The organism is Woeseia sp. D3-10 (assembly GCF_055809415.1).
Genome location: NZ_JBVVTW010000007.1, coordinates 784,482 through 804,632, shown reverse-complemented (window position 1 = coordinate 804,632; position 20,151 = coordinate 784,482). Strand labels below are relative to the sequence as shown.

General features: G+C 57.5%; 14 protein-coding genes. 10 read left to right on the top strand and 4 right to left on the bottom strand.

Going from position 1 to position 20,151, the window contains the following annotated elements; translation table 11 throughout:
- Positions 1-149: 149 nt before the first annotated feature.
- Complete coding sequence (locus tag AC0L8N_RS04465) at positions 150-1,478, top strand: hypothetical protein (RefSeq protein WP_473666373.1); 1,329 nt, start codon at positions 150-152, stop codon at positions 1,476-1,478.
- Positions 1,479-1,577: 99 nt separating this feature from the next.
- Here AC0L8N_RS04465 and AC0L8N_RS04460 read toward each other — a convergent pair whose 3' ends face one another.
- The gene (locus tag AC0L8N_RS04460) at positions 1,578-2,852 is read right to left on the bottom strand and encodes an O-acetylhomoserine aminocarboxypropyltransferase/cysteine synthase family protein (RefSeq protein WP_473666372.1); all 1,275 of its coding nucleotides are present in this window, start codon (positions 2,850-2,852) and stop codon (positions 1,578-1,580) included.
- A gap of 28 nt (positions 2,853-2,880) precedes the next feature.
- Entirely contained in the window at positions 2,881-3,936 is a 1,056-nt protein-coding gene (gene metA, locus AC0L8N_RS04455) for a homoserine O-succinyltransferase MetA (protein WP_473670033.1), read from the bottom strand.
- Positions 3,937-4,289: 353 nt separating this feature from the next.
- Between metA and AC0L8N_RS04450 the strand changes: the two genes are divergently transcribed.
- From AC0L8N_RS04450 to AC0L8N_RS04430, 5 genes are read left to right on the top strand one after another with little or no spacing between them, the layout of a single operon-like run.
- The gene (locus AC0L8N_RS04450; protein ID WP_473666371.1) at positions 4,290-5,174 is read left to right on the top strand and encodes a carbon-nitrogen hydrolase family protein; all 885 of its coding nucleotides are present in this window, start codon (positions 4,290-4,292) and stop codon (positions 5,172-5,174) included.
- A 1-nt stretch (position 5,175) separates the two neighbouring features.
- Positions 5,176-7,539 (top strand): TonB-dependent receptor, encoded by a 2,364-nt coding sequence (locus tag AC0L8N_RS04445; RefSeq protein ID WP_473666370.1) that lies wholly within the window; start codon positions 5,176-5,178, stop codon positions 7,537-7,539.
- Between the two features lies 1 nt (position 7,540).
- On the top strand, positions 7,541-9,118 hold the full coding sequence (locus tag AC0L8N_RS04440; protein ID WP_473666369.1) for a sulfotransferase family protein: 1,578 nt from the start codon (positions 7,541-7,543) through the stop codon (positions 9,116-9,118).
- A complete protein-coding gene (locus tag AC0L8N_RS04435; RefSeq protein ID WP_473666368.1) occupies positions 9,108-11,249 on the top strand; it encodes a hypothetical protein in 2,142 nt (713 codons plus the stop codon). The genes AC0L8N_RS04440 and AC0L8N_RS04435 overlap by 11 nt, the downstream gene beginning before the upstream one ends.
- Positions 11,246-12,436, top strand: coding sequence for an MFS transporter (locus tag AC0L8N_RS04430; RefSeq protein WP_473666366.1), 1,191 nt, complete (start codon positions 11,246-11,248; stop codon positions 12,434-12,436). The genes AC0L8N_RS04435 and AC0L8N_RS04430 overlap by 4 nt, the downstream gene beginning before the upstream one ends.
- A 12-nt stretch (positions 12,437-12,448) precedes the next feature.
- On the opposite strand, the gene AC0L8N_RS04425 is transcribed toward AC0L8N_RS04430, so the two are convergent.
- Both AC0L8N_RS04425 and AC0L8N_RS04420 read right to left on the bottom strand, forming a co-directional pair.
- On the bottom strand, positions 12,449-13,708 hold the full coding sequence (locus AC0L8N_RS04425) for a serine hydrolase domain-containing protein (protein WP_473666365.1): 1,260 nt from the start codon (positions 13,706-13,708) through the stop codon (positions 12,449-12,451).
- A gap of 116 nt (positions 13,709-13,824) precedes the next feature.
- Positions 13,825-15,234: a TonB-dependent receptor gene (locus tag AC0L8N_RS04420; protein ID WP_473666363.1), complete on the bottom strand. Its 1,410-nt coding sequence runs from the start codon at positions 15,232-15,234 to the stop codon at positions 13,825-13,827.
- A 195-nt stretch (positions 15,235-15,429) separates the two neighbouring features.
- Here AC0L8N_RS04420 and AC0L8N_RS04415 point away from each other — a divergent pair, with 195 nt between their 5' ends.
- The 4 genes from AC0L8N_RS04415 (at position 15,430) to modC (ending at position 20,148) form a co-directional block, all read left to right on the top strand.
- Positions 15,430-17,436 (top strand): DEAD/DEAH box helicase, encoded by a 2,007-nt coding sequence (locus tag AC0L8N_RS04415; protein WP_473666362.1) that lies wholly within the window; start codon positions 15,430-15,432, stop codon positions 17,434-17,436.
- Between the two features lie 120 nt (positions 17,437-17,556).
- Complete coding sequence (modA, locus tag AC0L8N_RS04410; RefSeq protein ID WP_473666361.1) at positions 17,557-18,384, top strand: molybdate ABC transporter substrate-binding protein; 828 nt, start codon at positions 17,557-17,559, stop codon at positions 18,382-18,384.
- On the top strand, positions 18,381-19,058 hold the full coding sequence (modB, locus tag AC0L8N_RS04405) for a molybdate ABC transporter permease subunit (RefSeq protein ID WP_473666360.1): 678 nt from the start codon (positions 18,381-18,383) through the stop codon (positions 19,056-19,058). The genes modA and modB overlap by 4 nt, the downstream gene beginning before the upstream one ends.
- Complete coding sequence (gene modC / locus AC0L8N_RS04400; RefSeq protein ID WP_473666359.1) at positions 19,048-20,148, top strand: molybdenum ABC transporter ATP-binding protein; 1,101 nt, start codon at positions 19,048-19,050, stop codon at positions 20,146-20,148. The genes modB and modC overlap by 11 nt, the downstream gene beginning before the upstream one ends.
- Positions 20,149-20,151: the final 3 nt, after the last annotated feature.

The window sequence follows — 20,151 nt, the reverse complement described above, 5'->3', positions numbered from 1 at the left end:
GTGGCGGTCGGGCGCCGCCTTGTTCTGGCGCTGGCGACAAGCTTGTCCTCCGTTAAGGCCGGTCGTTAGGCCAGTGCAGTCGGGCCAGTTGCGGCCAGTTCATTGCGGGCACTATGATGCATGCCCGGCTGGATCTACATGGGTTCGCTATGGAGCAACAACAAAAGACGATTGGATTGACGCCTTCGGCAGTCTGTTATGCAGTGATGTTGTTGCTTGGCTGTGTATCGCTGCCTGGTTTGGTCGCGACCGCTGCAGAAGCACAGGAAGCGGCTGCCGATACCCGAACGCACATGCCGGAAGCGCTGCGCGAGTCGATAAAAAAGGTAGTGCTGGTTGCGGGCGAGAGCCCGGCCGATGAAGCGATCGGCGGCACCTACGACAAAGCAACACTGGGAATGGCCGGAGGGATGAGCAAGGGTTCCCAGCTGGGCCGTATCTCCAAGGAAATCGGTGGCGTGCCCATCAATATTCCCATACCAATACTTACTATTCCCGGCGCTATTTTTGGCGGATTGTCCGGTGCAGTGAAGCGTGAAATCCAGGAGTTCCGTGACGACCTGACCGAGGAGCTCGCCAATGCCGAGAACCAGCCGCTGACAGACGACGGACTGGCGCTGGACGTGTTCTGGCGACTCCGGCAGTTGCCGCACCTGGAATCCAAGCTGTTCGCTCCGGCTGTGGAGATTCCCGAAGACACGGATGCCGTGCTTTACGTCAGTTTCCACGAAGTCGGTATCGATGTGCAGGGCAAGGAAGCGATTATTACTACCGCGGCTGAAGTCACATTACGGCGTTTCAGCAACGGGGAAAAACTGTACGAGACACAAATTCGATATCAGGATCGCGATACCTTGCGTAACTGGACGGCGAACAACAATGCGTTGTGGCAGAACTATGCGAACTACGCGCGTTACTACCTCGGCCGTGAAGCCGCTGCCGAAGTGTTTAATCGCGTAGAGCTGAGTCACGAGCTTCAACCGGTCGCGACGGATAGTGCTGTACCGCACCGGAAGAACAAACGGGAGTTTGTCAGCGAGACCGCGACACCCACGCTTGCATGGGAAATGAGTCTGACGGGTGGCGATCCTTACGGCAGTTGGGTCGACAAGATTAACGAGGACAACACGTACTACGATATTGCGATCTTCGATGCGCAGCGCCTCGTCTATGAAGAAGAGCAATTGCCGGATGCGCAACATGCCGTGGGCTACGGCCTTGAGCCGTGCAAAACGTACCGTTGGTCAGTGCGCCCGTCCTACCGGATTGACGGTCAGGTTCGGTTTGGTGAGTGGATGCGATTTGCAGGTGACCTGCCCTCGGACCCGGAACCGGATGAGGAATCCGCTCGCGTGCGCGGTCTCGCTGCTGCGCCTCTGGTGACCTACAGCAAGGAATTAATTGGCAGACAGGCGTCAGTAGCGCCGGCCTACACACAGGACTTTGCGTTGTTGACCGTGGAGTGTGGCCGCCGTTAGGCGACCACACTGGACGTTGTCGTGAACCCACCGGACCAGCCGTGCTGGTCGGTGGGATGCCAGGTCCTGCTACGCAGTGAACGCGGAGAAGGCGGGCTATCAGGCGGCTGCCGCGAGAGCCTGATCCAGATCGGCGAGGATGTCGTCGATATGCTCGATGCCCACGCAGAGGCGAATCATGTCGGGCGTAACACCGGCGTTCTTCAGTTCGTCGTCCGACAACTGGCGATGGGTCGTTGATGCCGGGTGCGCAGCGAGTGATTTCACGTCACCGATGTTCACGCAACGCACAAACATCTGCAACGCATCGTAGAACTTGACGCCAGCATCAAAGCCACCCTTGATACCAAAGGTCAGCAAAGCCGATGGCTTGCCGTTCGTGTATTTCTGCGCGAGGTCGTGGTAGGGCGAGTCCGGCAGTCCGGCGTAGCTGACCCAGTCCACCCGTGGGTGTTGTTCAAGGTGCTTCGCAACAGCGAGTGCATTGTCGCAGTGTCGTTCCATACGCAACGGCAGCGTAGCCAGACCCTGCAGGATCAGAAACGCGTTCATTGCACTCAGTGCCGAGCCGCTGTTGCGTAATGGCACGGTGCGGGCGCGGCCGATATAGGCTGCGGGGCCGAGTGCTTCGGTGTAGACCACGCCGTGGTATGACGTTTCCGGTTCGGTCAGCATGTGGAATTTCTTCGGGTGATCGGCCCACGGGAACTGACCTGAATCGACAATGACGCCGCCCAGCGAGTTACCGTGCCCACCCATGTACTTGGTAAGTGCTTCGACGACGATGTCGGCACCCCATTGGATGGGTTTGATCAATGCCGGAGAAGCAACGGTGTTGTCGACGATCAAGGGTACGCCGCGTTCATGCGCCATCTTTGCCAGCGCCTCGATGTCCACGATATTGCCAGCCGGGTTGCCAATTGACTCACAGAAAACTGCTGTCGTTTTGTCGTCAATCAGCTTGCTCATGGCTTCGGCAGAGTCGTCGGCGGCAAAGCGTACTTCGATGCCGAGCTTAGGCAGCATGTGTTTGAACAAGGTGTACGTACCGCCGTACAGCATAGGTACGGAAACGATGTTATTGCCGCTTTCCGCGATATTCAGGATCGCGTAGTTAACGGCCGCACTGCCGGCGCTGAGGCAGAGGCCTGCGATACCGCCTTCAAGCTCGGCGCAACGTTTCTCAAGTACATCGACGGTCGGGTTCATGATTCGCGAGTAAATATTGCCCTCGACCGCGAGATTGAACAGGTCGGCACCGTGTTGTGCGCTCTCAAATTCGTAGGCAACGGTCTGATACACCGGTACCGCCAAGGATTTCGTTGTCGGGTCCGATTTGAAACCGGCGTGGATGGCTAAGGTTTGGTCTTTCATGGCTAATCCTATTGAGCAGATTGAAGTGTCAGGGCTGTCGCAAGAAATCGAGCGGGGCGTCCGGGTTCACACCCGCCATGAACTGTTTCTTACGATCAAGATTGGTAAGTTGGTAAACGAGACCAAGCCAGTTGTTCACGATAGCTTTGGCCGTGTCGCCCCAGGTGTTATCGACGGCTCGCTCCAATGCGGATTCCAGTTCGTCTGAAAAGGCATTGCGTTCGAGCTGCGCGGCGGCAATCAATTGTTGCGCTTCGGGTGAAAAATAGTTTTCGGGGAAGGGCGGCATTGCGCTCAGTTCACCCGCTTGAAAGCGGCGCACTTCGCGTTTGTATTCTTTTAACAGGCTGTTGCGGTCGTACTCGGGGTGACCCTGGAAGTAGACGACGCGGGCCTGATCCGGGCTGACCGCCATGTGCACCCCGCCATCGTTACTCTCGGCCAGTATGCGCAAGCCGGCGGCTTCGAGCTGCGCCCGGGAAATGTCGTTGTAGCGTGAGTGCGGTGCATCAAATCGGGTATTGACCTCGCGAACCAACGGGTGGTCGGCGGCATGCACCTGATGACTGTAAACGCCCCAGCGTTTCTCACGCATGGGATTACGATCAATATCGTGATGGAATTTCAGCAGCGCGTGCGTCGCGAGGCACGAACACAGGATGGACGCGACGTTTTTGTCAGCCCACTGGACGATATTCATCAATGGGTTCCAGAACGGCTCTGTATCCAGCGCCGGTGTCGCGACGTTCGCGCCGGTAATGATCAGAGCATCGAGCCCCTGATCCTGAAGGTCGGCGTAGCGGCTGTAGTGTTGGTCTATGTAATCGCGGGTCGCGGCACTGCGGTTCAATTCCGGCAGCGAGAAGGGATAGACAAAGAACTGGGCAATTCGGTTGCTGCTGCCGATCAGGCGGATGAATTGCCGCTCGGTCGCCTGCAATGCGGCGTCCGGCATCATGTTCAGCAACCCAATGTGCAGTTCGCGGATGTCCTGGCGCTCAGCCCGTTCTTTGGAGAGTAAATCATGCCCCTGTTCGCCGAGTTGGGCGAAGGTCGGCAACGTTGAATGGGCAACAAGTGGCACAGCGGGCATCAACCAGGCAGCTCAGGGAACCGGAACTTTGCCAAAAGCATCGCCCGATGAAAAGCAATGCTTTGCGACCCTCGTGTTGCGGAAAAATCGTTTGAGAATCAAATGACACGCTGAGTCACGGTGAGATTGCTTTGAGCCTTGCCCGGTGGTGTCGCGTGGCTGTTCGCGGCCAGTCGCGCGGCATTTCGGCCTGTCGGATTTACCGGTCGCTCGCATCAGGCCGGGCGGTCCACGGCCAGGGCGTGGCGCTAACTGCGCCGAAACTGGCCTCATTGGTAGTTATCAACTGGACCTATGCAGTCCGGACCTGCCTGCGTACTGTCTCCGCATCAAAAGGGGAGACTATGAGCAGGATAGCGATCGCCGGGCTGCAACTGGAAGGTCCGAATGGCGACAACACGGCGCATATGGAGGCTGAGATCGATTCCGCCATGCGTCGATTTCCGTGGCTGGACATGCTGGTCGCGTCGGAGCTTAACGCCTGTGGCACCGATATCCGCAATGCCGAGCCGATGCCGGGGCCGCGCGAACAGCGGTTCTGCGAGATCGCGCGGCGACACAGCATCTGGCTGGTACCGGGCTCCATGTTCGAAGCTGCCGATGGCGTGGTGTACAACACCGTGCCGGTCATCTCGCCGAAGGGCGAGGTCATCGCCAGATACCGAAAAATGTTCCCGTGGATGCCTTACGAAGCGGATACAACACCCGGCAATACTCCAGTGGTCTTCGACGTGCCCGGTGTAGGTCGCTTCGGGATTTCCAACTGTTACGACATCTGGTTCCCGGAGACAGCCCGGGCGTTATCGAGTCTCGGCGCGGAAGTCATCCTGCACCCGAGCCTTACCAGCACGATTGACCGCCAGGTGGAGCACAACATCATTTGTGCGACAGCGGCGATGCACCAGTGCTACGTGTTCGACGTCAACCTCGGACCAAGCGTTGGTTGCGGCCAGTCAATGATGGCAGGGCCTGGCGGAGAAGTGCTGTACAGCGCCGGGCGTGGTCGTGAAGTTATTCCCTTGCGCCTTGATCTCGACTACGTCAGGGACGTGCGCGAGAACGGCTGGAACGGTCTCAGTCAGAACCTGAAAGCCTTCCGCGACAGCAAGGTTCCTTTCGCCGACTACAACAATGGCGCCGCAACTGATTTCTTGAACTCGCTGGGTTCGCTGCAAATGCCGACCCGGCTTACTCAATCCAATACCGATTTTCCGAAGAGGGATAAGTGACATGTCAACGAAACTCGTATTTCGCAGAACGCCGCTGGCGCTGGCTATTGGCTCGATAGTCGCCGGAGCAGCTGCACCGACCATGGCACAGGACTCCGACGTTCGCCTCGAAGAAATTATTGTAACGGCAACCCGTCGGGCGTCATCGGTGCAGGATGTGCCTTACAACATTTCGGCATTCAGCGGCGATGCGATGGAAGCGGCACTGATCACTGATCAAGTGGACCTCATGCGCGCCATGCCGGGTGTGGCGGTGGTTGATCGCGGTTACCGGAACTCTGGTGTTATCAACGGCATCATGATTCGCGGCGTCAATGTGGACGGTGCTGCATTGGGTGACTATTCCCTGTCGGCTGTGCCGACGGTGTCTACTTACGTCAATGACACGCCGCTCTACGCGAATTTCGTCCTGCGTGATATCGAACGGGTCGAAGTACTGCGTGGGCCGCAAGGCACCTTGTACGGTTCCGGTTCACTGGGCGGCACAGTTCGGTACATTACCCGCGATCCGCAGTTCAGCGAATTCTCCGGCCAGATTAATGTGGTTGGTAGCAGCGTGGAAGGCTCTGATGGCACTGGCTGGAGCGCGGATGCCATCGGCAACTTCGGCTTCAGTGACGTGGTCGCATTGCGCGTCAACATAGGCCACATGGATTACCCTGGCTTGACCGACTACGTCAACGTTTATGAGCTCGATGCCAACGGAATTCCGGTTGCCCCGAACGGGGTGCTTGATCCTGCTGCGAGTTACCGCAGTGTGAAGGATGCCGATACCGTCGATATCGATTACGGGCGCGTGTCCTTCCTGTTTGAGCCGAACGACCGTTTTAAATTGCGCGCGGCCTTGCAGGGGCAAAGCGATGAAATCGGTGGCCGTCGCCAGGAGACAGTCGGCGTTGATGGCTATGGCAGGAATTACCAGAGCTATGAAAACGGTGCGATTCAGCTCGAGCCATCGTCACGTGACGTGACCATGGGCTCGCTGGAAATGGAATTCGATCTGGGCTTCGCAACGCTGACCTCCAGCACCTCGGCTTATGACCATGACGGTGAAAGCATCAGCGAGAACACGGGCTTCTATGCGCAGGCTGGTTTTCTCGCGTTTTATTACAACTACCCGCGACCGATGGCCTCCGCCGTAAGAACTTACGGTGACAAGGCGCTGGTGCAGGAAATCCGGCTGGTATCGACAACCGACGATCCCTTGCAGTACGTCGTCGGCGCGTTTTATCAGGATCAGGATCTGGCCTCGACGCAGGAAAGTTACGTGCGCGGTTTCAAGACCTGGTGGGATGCGTTCCTGCCAGGACTGGAAGATGTTGTGACCGGCGATAAAGATTTCGACTACCGGCGGGCGGAAAATTATCAGGATCTGTCAGTGTTCGGCGAGCTGACTTACAACTTCACGGATGACTTCCAGACGACCGTCGGTTTCCGTTACTTCGACAATGACTTCACCAATACAACGTATGTTGATCTGCCTCTGTATGCCGGGCTGTTCGTGCCAGAGACCAGTTCGTTTCAAGTGAAGGACGATGATGTACTGTTCAAGCTCAACGCGTCATGGAATGTCTCTGAACAATCGACCGTCTACGGCACCGTATCCGAAGGATACCGACGTGGTGGGGCCAATGCCGTGCCTACCTCTGGTACGTTTGCTGAGGACCCGGGCTGGCTACGGTACGACCCGGACTCGGTTATCAACTATGAGCTGGGCATCAAAAGTACGTTTGAGCGCACCCGTTTGTCAGCCGCCGTATTTTTCGTCGACTGGGATAACCCGCAGGTCAACACCGCGACAACGAACTGGGGCTTTTTCTCGGTTCAGAACGGCGAGTCAGCAAGCAGCAGCGGTCTCGAGCTGGAGCTGGATGGTGTAGTCACCGACTACTTCGAGTACCGACTGGGTTACGCCTACGTGAACGCCGAGCTCGACGATCCTTTGTTCGCGCCGGATAACTCGACGGTGCCACGTGCGCTGGCCGGTGCACCGCTGCCAGGAACGCCGGAGCATGCATTGAACGCAACCGGCATTTTCACCAAAGAACTGTCTGCGGACAGGCAGTGGATCACCCGGGTTCATGCTTACTACCAGTCAGAAACCCGTAACGCGATCAATGACACGCCGACGTTCAACGTTGAGCTGGACGCCTTTACGCTCGTTGATATTTCAACAACCCTGATGTTGTCGAACTGGGATGCTACGCTGTTTATCCGTAACGTCGGCAACGAAAGAGGTGTAACCGGTTTGTTCACTGAGGCCTATATGGGGACAGCACCTGCCAGCGGCTACTACGGCAATGGCAACAAGCAGTTCCTTTCGCAGCCGCGAACCATCGGCGTTTCGGTGAACTACCGCTTCTAGTGTGAATTCGAACAGCGATCGGGAACAAGGTTACAGGTCAGCACTTCGGGATATTCGCAAGCTGCTGAGCCTGCGGCGAGCCGACGAAGCAGCGCTGGCAAGTACCACGCTGGCGGCGTCATTTCGCGATTCGATTGAACCCTTGTTGCTGTTGGGCAAAGCCCGGCAGCAACAAGGACGTTTCGATGAAATGCTTGTGCTGGCGCGGAATGCCCTGGCACGTGATGAGTCGCATCGTGGTGCGCGATTGCAATTTGCGGAAGCCTGTATTTTCTGCGGCGAGCACGGAGCGGCATACGCGCAACTCTCATCACTCGAAAAAGATGCGGCTGACGACCCCGTCCTGCTGCAGCACGTTGCCGGGTTTCTTGCGCACTCCGGCAAACACGAAGACGCTCATCGCTGCTATTCGCGTGCAGCAGAGCTCGCGCCGGATGATCCGGCTACTCTGTATAACCTTGCATCGTCCTGCATAGCGGTAGGTGATATCGACGAGGCGGAACGTTTGTTCACGCGCGTTATCCAACTGAATCCGGGCGACCACGATGCCTGGCAGAATCGGTCCACGCTGCGTAAACATCGCAAAGACGACAATCATGTTGCAGCGATCAAGGCCCGTCTGGCAACGTTGTCAGATAACGAGCCGGGTATCGTGCCGCTTAACTACGCGCTGGCGAAAGAGCTCGAAGACCTTGGCGAGTACGAGGCCAGCTTTGCCGCACTAAGCCGGGGTGCAGCGGCCAGGCGACGACGCATGGCCTACGATGTCCGTAACGACGTGACGGCGATGGACACGATCTGCACGCTGTTCGATAGTCGTTATGCCGAGCAATCACCGTCAATAGTGCGCCGGAAAGGACCAATATTCGTACTGGGTTTACCGCGTAGTGGCACAACGCTCGTCGACCGAATCGTCAGCAGCCACAGCCAGGTTGAGAGTATGGGCGAGATCAACGATTTTGCTCTGTCGCTAACCCGGCTCGGCAAGGCCGCGGACAAGACAGCGTTGTTGCGGGCATCGGTAACCGTCGATCCCGAGCTATTGGGCGCGGCCTACGTCAATAGCGTTGGAAATTACGGCAACAGCAGCCCGTACTTTATTGACAAGACGCCAGCCAATTTTCTGTACCTCGGATTGATTGCACGCGCCTTACCCGGCGTGCCGGTGCTGCATGTCCGTCGCCATCCGGTGGACAGCTGTCTGGCGATGTACCGGACGCTGTTCCGTATGGGCTACCCGTTTTCTTACGACCTTGACGATCTCGCGGACTACTACATCGCTTACGATCGTCTGATGAAGCACTGGCACAGCGTTTATCCCGGCCTCATGTTGGATGTGTCTTACGAGGAACTGGTCGAGCAGCAAGAAGTCGTGACTCGCCGCATTATCGAGCACTGCAACCTGACCTTCGAACCGGCATGCTTGCAGTTCGAGAAAAACCAGTCACCCGTAGCGACAGCGAGTGCGGCACAAGTGCGGCGACCGATCTACCGCGACGCGGTTGCGCGCTGGCGGCGCTATGAGCAGCAACTCGACCCCTTGGTTCGCAAGCTGAAGGACGCCGGCATTGCGCTTTAGTTACTGCCTGCTGCTGCTGTTCACGGCGAACGCAACCGCCGATGTTCTGCTCGTAGAGGACTTCGAAGGCGACAGTATTCCCGGCTGGCGTGAGTCCGGTCGTGGAACGCTGCAGCTCACAAGCTACGCTGGCAACACCTCGTTGCGCCTGACGCGCAAGAAAGCCGTGAGTCTCAGTTTGTCGACGGCCGGTTATGAAAACGTCTCGGTTAGCATGCAACTGGCGGCAGACAGCCTCGAGAGAACGGATTCCTGCCACGCAGAAGTGTCGTTCAATGCTGGCGATGATTGGTTTCGCGTGCTCGACGTAGGGGCCGATCAGGCCGACGGAGTAACGCTGTACGCCGGGCAACGCTCTGACGATGCATTGTCAAACAATGATTCGTTGAGACTCCGATTCCGTGCCAGTGGTAAAGACAACAACGATTTTTGCTGGGCGGACAATGTTCGAATCACCGGCTACCGTTCGACGGCTGGCAGCACCCGACTGCATTCAGAATTTCTGTACGGAACTGAGGTGCTGCAACGACCGTTGTTGATGGAGGAGTTTGCAAGTCCGCCTCAGAGTATCCCCGTCGTCCAGCAGGGTAGCGGCAGACTACAACTGACTTCTGCCAATGCGGACGGCTTCGACGTGTTGCTGGACCGATTCAGCTACGTTACTGACACAGGTCCTGCCTTGTCGATGTTTCCGGCGGCGGTCCTGGAATGGACGCAGGCGGACGGTTTCGTTATTCCTGTTGATCAGTCTGTGCAACGGCTTGCGCACCCGGCGTGGGAGATTGCCTTTCAGACCGGCCGGGTCTGGAAGCTGTCGGCAGAGTCGTCCGAACGCCAGTACGCGTTGCCGTTCGCACTCGTCGAACGCAATGCCAACTGCACACACAATGGTGTGCTGACCTGGATGGTCGACGCCGAAGGTCATGCATCGCGGGTTGCTTACCAGATTGCCAGCGAGACCTGCGCGTATTTCAAGTTCGATATGTGGGGCATGTTGCAAGGTCGGATGACGTTTGACAACGACGATACCCGACCCTCACTGCGTGCGGCGTTCCGTGAAAACCGGCAACGCCAGTTGCCAGTGCGGACCATGGCGGACTTGGCTGAACAGAAGCGCGGCATAGATCCGACGAAGTTCGCGGCCGTTGCCAATATGGATCCGGGTGACAGCACGGTCTACGGGCTGGTAGTGGATGGCCAGCATTACCGCAGCGCCTGTGCGACCCGGCACGGCGATTATCCGTATTGCGACGAACTGCTTCTGCCTTCTTTTTCAATCGCGAAATCCATTGTCGCCGGGCTTGGGCTAATGCGACTGGAAGCCATCACGCCTGGAGCTGCGCAAACCCGTGTGGCTGCGCTGCTGCCGGAATGTGCGCAAGCGGGCTGGCAGGACATCACCATTGAGAACGCACTTGATCTGGCGACCGGGCGTTACCTCGATACCGCCCTGGAAGCCGACGAGTCGTTGCCCGCGCACGTCACCTTTCTCTATGCGTTAACACACAGAGAGAAAATTGATTTCGCTTGCGGTTTTTTTCCGCGCAAGGCGCAGCGGGGAAAAGTCTGGGCCTACCACAGCTCGGATACCTACGTGGCCGGTGCGGCAATGCGAGCGCTGCTGGAACGCAAGCAACATAACCGCGTCGATATCTACCGGAAACTGCTGGTCGAGCCGTTGTGGGATACGCTGTCATTGAGTGCAGCCATTCGTTCAAGCCGTACTACCTACGATGATTATGCACAACCGTTGTTTGGTTGGGGCTTGTCATACCACTCTGATGACATCGCCCGCATCGGTGTCTGGTTGCAGGCGGGCGCGCCGTTGCCCGGCGACGTATCGATTGACCCGGTATTGCTTGATGCCGCCATGCAACGCAATCCGGATGACCGTGGCCTGCCAGCGGGCAGCGCTGTTACCCGTTACAACAACGGTTTCTGGGGACTCAATATCGCGGAATTCATCGGCTGTGAAAAGCCGGTTTGGGTTCCTTTCATGTCGGGACATGGTGGCATTTCAGTCGTCCTGTTTCCGAACAATACCGTCTACTACCACTTTGCCGATGGCTACGTTTATCGTTGGCGCGAAGCCGCCGTTGAGTCCAACAAAATAAGGAACATGTGCCTGTGAATGAAACCTCGAGCTCGACCGGCGGAATACGAGTCAGCGCTGACGGCGCGGCGGCACGCATCTTTTTGTCCTTTCTGGCAACGGCGGGTTTATTCTACGCCAACATCATGCCCGCTATTGTTGACGGCCTGATTGGTGGTCTTGGCTTTACCCCACGCGAGGCAGGTTTTGTGGGTTCGGCGAACGTCTACGGTGCTGCGTGTGGAGCGCTGATCGTCGTGTTCATGATCAGGCGCATACAGTGGCGACCGACCGCCTACGTGTTGCTGGCCGGCTTGATTTCGATGGACCTGTTGTCGATGCTGGTGGCGGTTCCCGAAGTCATGATACCGACGCGGTTCTTGCACGGCATGATTGGCGGTGCGCTGGTGGGAATCGCCTTTGCCGTGATTGCCCGTGCGAGCAAACCGGACCGAACCTTCGGCGTGTTGCTGGTCGTGCAGTTCGGACTGGGTGGACTCGGTAATTTGTATCTGCCGCGCCTCGTTCCCGTGTTTGGAACGGACGCGTTATTTCTCGCCCTGATTGCGTTCAGCCTCGTCACCCTTGCCATGGTGCCGTTTCTTGCGGAGTACCGACCGCGCGATGCGAACGCGGCATCGACGATCGATGGCAAGGGCATCGCCATAGTTCCACTGGCGCTAACCTTATTGGCTATTTTCCTGTTTCAGGCAGCGAACATGGGGCTGTTCGCGTTCATCATCGGTTTGGCACGGCAAGCGACGCTGGAGCTTGGCTTCATAACCTGGACTCTGGCGTTGTCAGGTTGGATAGGTATTGTCGGTGCACTGATGGTGGTTGGTTTGCACACACGCCTGGGGAGAACAGGGCCACTGGCAATTGCTCTCGTCGTGACAGTGATCGGCTTTTGGGCGATGCATTTCAGCGCAAATGAAACGGTGTTTCTGATAGCGAACGGCGCTATGGGCATTACCTGGGCGTTCGTAATTCCCTACCTGCTGGGGCTCGCGGCGGAATTTGATCTGACCGGGCAAATGGCGGCTCTCGGCGGCTTCGCCTCAAAGATGGGGCTGGCCAGTGGGCCGTTGGTCGCTGGTATGTTGCTAGGGCCGGACGAGAATTACAGTTTATTAATCAATGTTGGTATCGCGGTGCTTGTGGCGAGCATGGTCGCCGGTGTGATGCCGGCACTGCGGCAGGATAGGCTGGCGCGCAACGAAACGTGAGTCACTGCCCGACTATTCCAGCGCTTGGTAGACGAGAGTGTCGAAGCGCTGGTTTATGGTTGAATCGATAGGTCGGCCCTGCGACATGAAAACGTACAGCATCTGCTCGTTCGGATCGATTGCATAAGACGTGTAGAACGCGCCGCCCCAGGAGTAGGTTCCAGTGGTACCTAGTTCACCCAGCACACCGAGGTCGGTAACGACGTCGAACGCAATGCTTTGATTGAATTTGCCATCACCTTGCCTGGCTACCCGTGGCGCGCGCATTAATTCAACCGACTTTCTGCTAAGGAGGCGAGTACCATCGAGTTCGCCCTCGTTGAGCAACATTTGTAGGAAACGACCGTAGTCGCGCGCGGTAGACGAAAGGCCTGCGCCGCCCGAGTAATATTGGCGGGCGCCATTGATCGGGTAATTGGGGTCATCAATTGGTAGGTCACTGGCAATTTCGCTGGCTTCAAGCAAGCCGAGTTCCGGGTCGTTGGCGTAGATGTTAACGAGTCGCGCGGCCTTGTCTTCCGGCAAATAAAAGTGGGTGTCCGGCATCGCAAGTGGAGCGAAAATGTGTTCAGCGAAAAAATCGCTCAGCGACTGACCAGAAACGACTTCAATTAAGTAGCCGAGTACGTCAGTGCTCAAGCCGTAATTGTAGCGGCTGCCCGGCTCAAAGAGCAGTGGCTGCTGTGCGAGTAAGGCCATCTGATCAGCGAGCTCAAGGTCTCTGCCAGTCACACCATCAATAATGCCTGCATCCCGATAGCGCTGTTGCAATGGGCCGGGTCTGAATGGGTAGGCCAGTCCGGATGTGTGCGTCAGCAAATCGATAATCCGGATTGGCTTTTGCGCCGGCACCGTAGCGGCAATCGTGCCCTCTGCCGTGTATTCACTAACCACCTGCATACTACGGAATTCAGGCAGGTACTCACCTATCGGGTCATTGAGTCTGAAGTGACCGTGCTCGTAAAGAATCATGACGCCGACTGTCGTGATTGCCTTGGTCATCGACGCGATTCGAAAAACGGAGTCTGTCGTCATTGGTGTACGGGTTCGGATATCTGCATTGCCGAACGCCTTGTGGTAGACAACTTCACCATTCCTGGCAATCAACGCAACCGCGCCGGGAATCTTTCCAGCCGATATTTCCTTGTTGATAGCGGCGTCGATTCGGTCCAGCCGTTCCGGATTGACGCCGCGTACGGCGTCTGTTGTTTGCGCAACTGCGCAGGCAGTCAACAGTAGCAGGAATGGCAACAGGCGGAGAGTTGAGTTCATTGGCGCCACTTTGATTCGCGAGAGTCCGACTATAGTAACTGTCAGAAGCGGTGGGTCAATGCGACGATTGTCAGTGGCTCGCCCGACGGCAAGGGTATCTCAGTGCCTGCGGCTCTTCAGCCGGGGTAGCCGAACAGGTTTTGCTCCACAATTTTTGTTGCCACAGCGGCCGGGACCATCGTCTTCCACGCGTCGTCGCCGCGAGCGATCAGGCTCAGGACTTCGGGCGAATGTATGTCGAGATACTGGTGCATCACGGTGTCCAGCGGCACCAGATCACCGCGGGTCTGCAGGTAGTCAAGGAGATGTCGGAGCTCGCTGGCGGGATTCAAACTACTAAGGTCTTCAATTGCCCCGCTGTCGGCATTCTTCAGCGGGTAGATCAGTAACTTGAGTTGTTGTCGGAACAGTCGGCCGAAACCTTCGAGTATGCCGCCGTCAAGGTCAGCATAGTATTTCTCGTCGAAAAGACTGCGCAAGGTAGCCAGACCGAGCGGGAGCCCTATTGGTGCCTTTGTGTAACGTGCCAGATAAGCGGCGAGCCGATGGTATTGGCGGAAATCCGAGATCATGACGGTGCAGCCGGTTGCTGCGGCAACTTCAGCCCGACTGACGAAGTCTTCCAGTGAAACGTTGCCGTCTTCTTTCAGGTTGTGCATCGAAATTTCGAGAATAGGGAGTATCTCGTCGATCGCCACGCCACTGACCACCGAAAATTTCTGCAAAGAGCATTGCAGCATGTCGAGGTTCACGTGAGTGACCGGGCGGAAGCGGCCGCGCTGGACCAGCAGCGGTCGTTTGCGTAGTGCCTCGGACGGTTGCAGAACGTCACCGTTAGCGGCAAACATGGCTGCGCCGGTCAGGCCGAGCTCGACCAGTCGCAGGGTCATAACCCGATTGTCGACACCGGCAAACGCCGGTCCGGAGACGTCAATCATGTCTATTTCCACGCGGTCACGCGACAAGTTGTCGGTCAGAGCGTTGACCAGGCCGGCCGGGTCGTCGTGCAGAAACGCAGCACTGTGGATCAGGTTTACGCCAATTACACCGATGGCTTCCTGCTGCGCGGCATTGTTGTCATCAAGCATGCGTACGTGGATAACAATACTGCTGTCCTCGGCCCCGGGTTCTGCCTGAAAGCGGAACCCCATCCAGCCATGGCATTCGTTTGTGCCGTGATAGTTGCGGGCGGATACGGTGTCGGCGAAAGTGAAAAAGCGGGCGGCTGAGCCGCGCGATTCCTGCAGCCGCGCACGGGTCAGGTCTTGCTCATAGGCGAGCATCGAGTCCAGTCGCTCGCGGCTGACGTAACGATTGCAGTCGCCGTAAATCGCATCACTGACCTGCATGTCATAGGCGGAGATGCTTTTCGAAATGGTGCCCGCGGCCCCGCCTGCCTGAAAGAACCAGCGCACCACTTCCTGACCGGCGCCGATCTCGGCGAAGGTGCCATAACGCCCATCATCGAGGTTGATCTCAAGTGCCTTTTCCAGCGTCGAAAGGGTGTAGTGGTCCGGTTTTGCCATGGGTCTTGCCTGTCGGGTTCGGGGCCGTTGGGAGGTTATCGGCCAGACTGGCGGACACTTAAGGCAGAATGATCATCAAATTCGGCGTTTTCCACTCAAAAATGCCGCATTTTGCCGGTACCGGGCGCGTGAGCAGGGTATGATCCCGCTCCCGGTCAGGACCCTGACCGGCCAGCCGCCCCGTCAGGACCCTCGATGTCAGAAGCTAAAAAACCATTAGTCACTTTTCGTGATCTCAAACTGCCCGCTCCGATTCAGGCGGCCCTCGATGATGTGGGCTATGAGATGCCGTCGCCGATTCAGGCAGAGGCTATCCCGCATCTGCTGGCCGGGCTTGATTTGCTGGGCCACGCGCCGACGGGTACCGGCAAGACCGCGGCATTTGCTTTGCCGTTGCTGGCGCGTATTGATCCGAACAGCAACAGCGTTCAGATACTGACCTTGACGCCGACCCGCGAGCTGGCCATCCAGGTTGCTGAAGCGTTTCAGCGCTACGCGGCGCACATGGGCGGCTTTCGGGTATTGCCAATTTACGGCGGGCAGGAGTACAGCGGGCAGCTGCGCCAGCTCAAACGCGGTGTCACCGTTGTCGTCGGTACGCCAGGCCGGGTTATGGATCATATGCGCAAGGGCACATTGAAGCTCGACAAGCTGCAAGCGCTGGTGCTCGATGAAGCGGATGAAATGCTGCGTATGGGTTTCATTGATGATGTGGAATGGATACTCGAGCAGACTCCGGCCGAACGGCAGATGGCATTGTTCTCGGCCACGATGCCGCGCGAAGTGGAACGCATTGCACGCCGCCATCTGCGAAATCCGCAGGAAGTGTCGATCAAGCAACGTACGGCCACCGCGGAAACGATTCGCCAGCGTTACTGGATGGTTAGCGGATTGCACAAGCTGGACGCGCTCACCCGAATTCTCGAAGTCGAACCGTTCGACGCCATCCTGATGTTTGTGCGCACCAAGACCGCGACGAGCGAACTTGCCGAACGGCTGGAAGCGCGCGGCTACGCGGCAGCGGCGATGAACGGTGACATGGCGCAGAACCAGCGCGAACAAATGGTCGAGCGCCTCAAGAAAGGTAGCCTCGACATACTGGTCGCAACTGACGTCGCCGCACGTGGTCTTGACGTCGACCGTATCAGTCACGTGATCAACTACGATATTCCCTACGATACGGAAGCGTACATTCACCGCATTGGGCGCACCGGTCGTGCTGGCCGGCAGGGTGATGCGATCCTGTTTGTTGCGCCGCGGGAAAGGCGCATGCTGTATGCGATAGAAAAAGCGACCCGGCAAAAAATCGAACGGCTTGATCTGCCGACGACCGAAACCGTTAACAACAAGCGCATTGCTGATTTCAAACAGAAGATCAGCGATACCTTGGCGGCCGGTGAACTGGGCTTTATGCAAGGGCTGATCGAGCAATACCAGCAGGAACACGATATACCAGCGCGGGACATTGCGGCCGCTCTGGCGCAGATATCGCTCGGCGACCGGCAACTGCTGATGAAGCCGGAAACCGACCGGCCGACTCCGCGTGCACACGATTCCGATAAGCGTGGCAGCCGCGACAAACCGAAACGCGGTAAACCGCGTGGGCCGCTGGGCAAGGACCGGGAGTTGTTTCGTATCGAAGTCGGTTACGTGCACGGCGTCAAGCCGGGCAATATTGTCGGGGCCATTGCCAATGAAGCAGGGCTGGACGGTGACAACATCGGTCAGATCGAGATTCATGACGAACACAGTGTTCTCGACCTGCCGACTGGCATGCCCGCCGATATTTTCAATGAACTCAAGAAAGCGCGTGTGTGCGGTCAGGCAATACGCATCACTCGGCTCAGCGAGGACGGGGCAGCTGCGAAACCAGCCGGCAAGCCGGGTAAGCCACGGCACTTCGACAAGAAGCCGCGTAGCCACAAACTGGATAGCAAGGGCAGCCATAGTTCTGACAAGAAGCGTGCGAAACCGAAGCCGGGTGGCAAGCCGGCCGGAGCGGCTGGCAGCAAGCCCGGTAAGCCGGGCAAATTCGCCAAGCCAGGCAAACCCGGTAAATCCGGCACGTTCAGCAAGCCCGGCAAGTCCGGTACGCTTAGCAAGCCGAGCAAGCCTGGCAAGTTCGCGAGATCCGGTAAATCCGGCACTCTCAGCAAACCTGGAAAATCCGGCAAGCCGGCGCGTGGACCTGCCGACCGCTAACAATTGCGTTCTAAGTTGACCGGCATATCTTGCCGCTGCAGACAGACTCGTTGCTGCAGCTGGCAAGACGGCCGCGTAACAAGTCTGCATGGCGGCGAGTGGCTGGTGTAGGATTTGCCGATGATTATCGGCCGTGACATTCACAATTCCGCGCAGTGTGCGCAGTTTGTCCACACGGTACTGCCGGTTTGGAGAGCGGTGTTGCTGCTGCTGTTACTGGCGGCCGCGGGCTGCGACACAGAACAAGACAGTGACACGGTGACGATTGCAGTTGCGGCTAACTTTCTGTCGACAGCGCAAGAGCTTGTAGCGATGTTCGAAACCTCGAACTCGTCACGTGCAAAGCTCGTGAGTGCTTCTACAGGCGCGCTGTACGCCCAGATTGTCAACGGAGCACCGTTCGACGTATTGCTGGCAGCCGATCAGAACAGTCCGCAGCAATTGGAGAGCGCAGGCTATGCGCTTGCAGGCTCGCGCTTTGTTTATGCTGTGGGCGCGCTCAGTTTCTGCAGCGCTGACAACGAACACATCATGCGCGATGATTTCGCCGTGCTCAGCAATAACTTCGACGGCCGACTTGCCATTGCCAATCCGGCTGTCGCGCCGTACGGTCAGGCCGCTGAGCAGGTGCTGGCAACCCTGGAGCTGCCAGCCGATTTCCCGCAGCGAATCGTAAAAGGGGAGAGCGTCATCCAGGCCTACACATTTGTCGCGACGGGAAGCGTTGACTACGGCTTTGTAGCTAGTGCCAGTGTGGTCGGCGATCGCGCACGCAATCCGGCGAGTTGTTGGGAGGTGCCTGCCGGTTTGCACACGCCGTTGCGTCAGGACGCGGTGCTGTTGTCACGTGCGGCCGGCAATCCCGCTGCCACTGCCTTTATTGCCTTTCTAAAGAGTTCTGCAGCACAGGCGGTCATAGCGCGACAAGGTTACGGTGTTGAACGATGAGCATGCCTGATTTCAGCCCTTTGTGGCTGACTGTTGCCTTAGCGTCGGCCACGACCGTTTGTCTCTTGTTGCTGGGCACGCCACTGGCGTGGTGGCTGGCGACGACGCGTTCGCGACTGCGACCGGCGATTGAAGCGGTCACCGCTTTGCCGCTGGTCTTACCACCGACGGTACTTGGTTTCTACTTTCTGCTGTTGATGAATCCGAGCTCGCCACTGGGTCGTTTTTGGCTGCAACTAAGCGGCGATTCGTTGAGCTTTTCTTTCAGCGGCTTGCTGATTGCATCGATTGTTTATTCACTACCGTTCATGGTGCAACCCCTGCAAAGGGCGTTCGAGTCGGTTGGCGTCGCCCCACTGGAAGCCGCACAAAGCCTGCGCGCCTCGCCGCTGGATGCATTTACGTCGGTCGTCATGCCGCTCGCACGCCGTGGTTTTTTGTCCGGTGCCATACTTTCATTCGCGCATACGATAGGCGAGTTCGGTGTTGTGTTGATGGTGGGCGGTAATATTCCGGGTAAGACCCGCCTGATCTCGATCCAGATTTACGAACACGTGGAAACACTGAACTACACCGACGCCCACGTACTTTCGGCCATCATGCTGCTGTTCTCTTTCTCTGTTCTGTTGTTCGTTTACGCGTGGAACGGTCGAGGTGTCGTACATGCCGGCTGAATCAAATGCTGTGCTGAGGCTCGACGTGCGCAAGTCGTTCGCAGACTTCGCGTTGTCCGTCAGGAGCGACATCGCACTGGATGGTGTCACGGGCCTGTTCGGAGCGAGTGGCAGTGGCAAGAGCACGTTGTTGCGGGTCATTGCCGGCTTTGAAAAAGATGTTGCGGGCACTGTGCAAATGGCGGACAGGGTATGGCTCGATAGCAAGAACGGTGAATTCGTGCCGGCGTTCCAACGCCAGGTTGGGTATGTGTTTCAGGACGCGCGTCTGTTCGAACATCTGGACGTTGCGGGCAACCTGCGTTTTGCGGAGAGTCGCGCCAGCGGTGTCGGCCCTGACTTTGCCGAAGTTGTGGCTGCACTGGATTTGCAATCCTTGCTGGCAAGAGCAGTCGGCAAATTGTCGGGCGGTGAACGTCAACGTGTTGCACTGGGTCGTACGTTATTATGTCGACCCGGCTTGTTGTTGCTCGACGAGCCGCTCGCGGCGCTGGACTCAGCACGGAAGCAGGAAATTCTGCCGTACCTTGAAACATTGCGAGCACGTTTCGGCATTCCCACTGTCTACGTCAGTCATGCCGTGGACGAAATTGTGCGACTCGCCGATCGCGTTATCGTGTTGCAAGACGGCACGATTGCCGCTGCAGGTGAAACAGCCGCAGTGCTCGATGCTTTGCCAGTCGGTAGTGCTGGTATGGATGCCGGCGCAGCAACAGTGTTCGGTGCGCAGGTTGTTAAGCACATTGCGGATCTGCATCTCACGGAACTGGCGTTCTGTGATCAACCGCTGTTTGTCCCTTCCTTAGCTGCTCGCGAGCCGGGTCAACACGTGGTGTTGCGGGTACGAGCGAGCGATGTTGCACTGGCAAGCGATCGACCTTTGGGATTGAGTATGCGCAATGTTTTTGCAGGTACCGTTCAGGACATTGTCGAGCAACGAAACGGTGCTTTCGCACTGGTTACGTTGCAGGTCGGGAGTGTTAGTTTGCGGGCAGAGATCACGCGCCATGCATTGCAGGCAATGCAACTGACAGTCGGCGCGGAAATATTCGCATTATTGAAAACAGCAACCTTCGCCGGCCGTCCGTGAACG

What these genes read in the sequence shown, in the direction of transcription:
- AC0L8N_RS04425 (WP_473666365.1), bottom strand. Translation starts at nt 13,708, where the DNA reads ATGAACTCAACTCTCCGCCTGTTGCCATTCCTGCTACTGTTGACTGCC.
- modC (WP_473666359.1), top strand. Translation starts at nt 19,048, where the DNA reads ATGCCGGCTGAATCAAATGCTGTGCTGAGGCTCGACGTGCGCAAGTCG.
- modB (WP_473666360.1), top strand. Translation starts at nt 18,381, where the DNA reads ATGAGCATGCCTGATTTCAGCCCTTTGTGGCTGACTGTTGCCTTAGCG.
- AC0L8N_RS04445 (WP_473666370.1), top strand. Translation starts at nt 5,176, where the DNA reads ATGTCAACGAAACTCGTATTTCGCAGAACGCCGCTGGCGCTGGCTATT.
- modA (WP_473666361.1), top strand. Translation starts at nt 17,557, where the DNA reads ATGATTATCGGCCGTGACATTCACAATTCCGCGCAGTGTGCGCAGTTT.
- AC0L8N_RS04465 (WP_473666373.1), top strand. Translation starts at nt 150, where the DNA reads ATGGAGCAACAACAAAAGACGATTGGATTGACGCCTTCGGCAGTCTGT.
- AC0L8N_RS04415 (WP_473666362.1), top strand. Translation starts at nt 15,430, where the DNA reads ATGTCAGAAGCTAAAAAACCATTAGTCACTTTTCGTGATCTCAAACTG.
- AC0L8N_RS04460 (WP_473666372.1), bottom strand. Translation starts at nt 2,852, where the DNA reads ATGAAAGACCAAACCTTAGCCATCCACGCCGGTTTCAAATCGGACCCG.
- AC0L8N_RS04420 (WP_473666363.1), bottom strand. Translation starts at nt 15,234, where the DNA reads ATGGCAAAACCGGACCACTACACCCTTTCGACGCTGGAAAAGGCACTT.
- AC0L8N_RS04450 (WP_473666371.1), top strand. Translation starts at nt 4,290, where the DNA reads ATGAGCAGGATAGCGATCGCCGGGCTGCAACTGGAAGGTCCGAATGGC.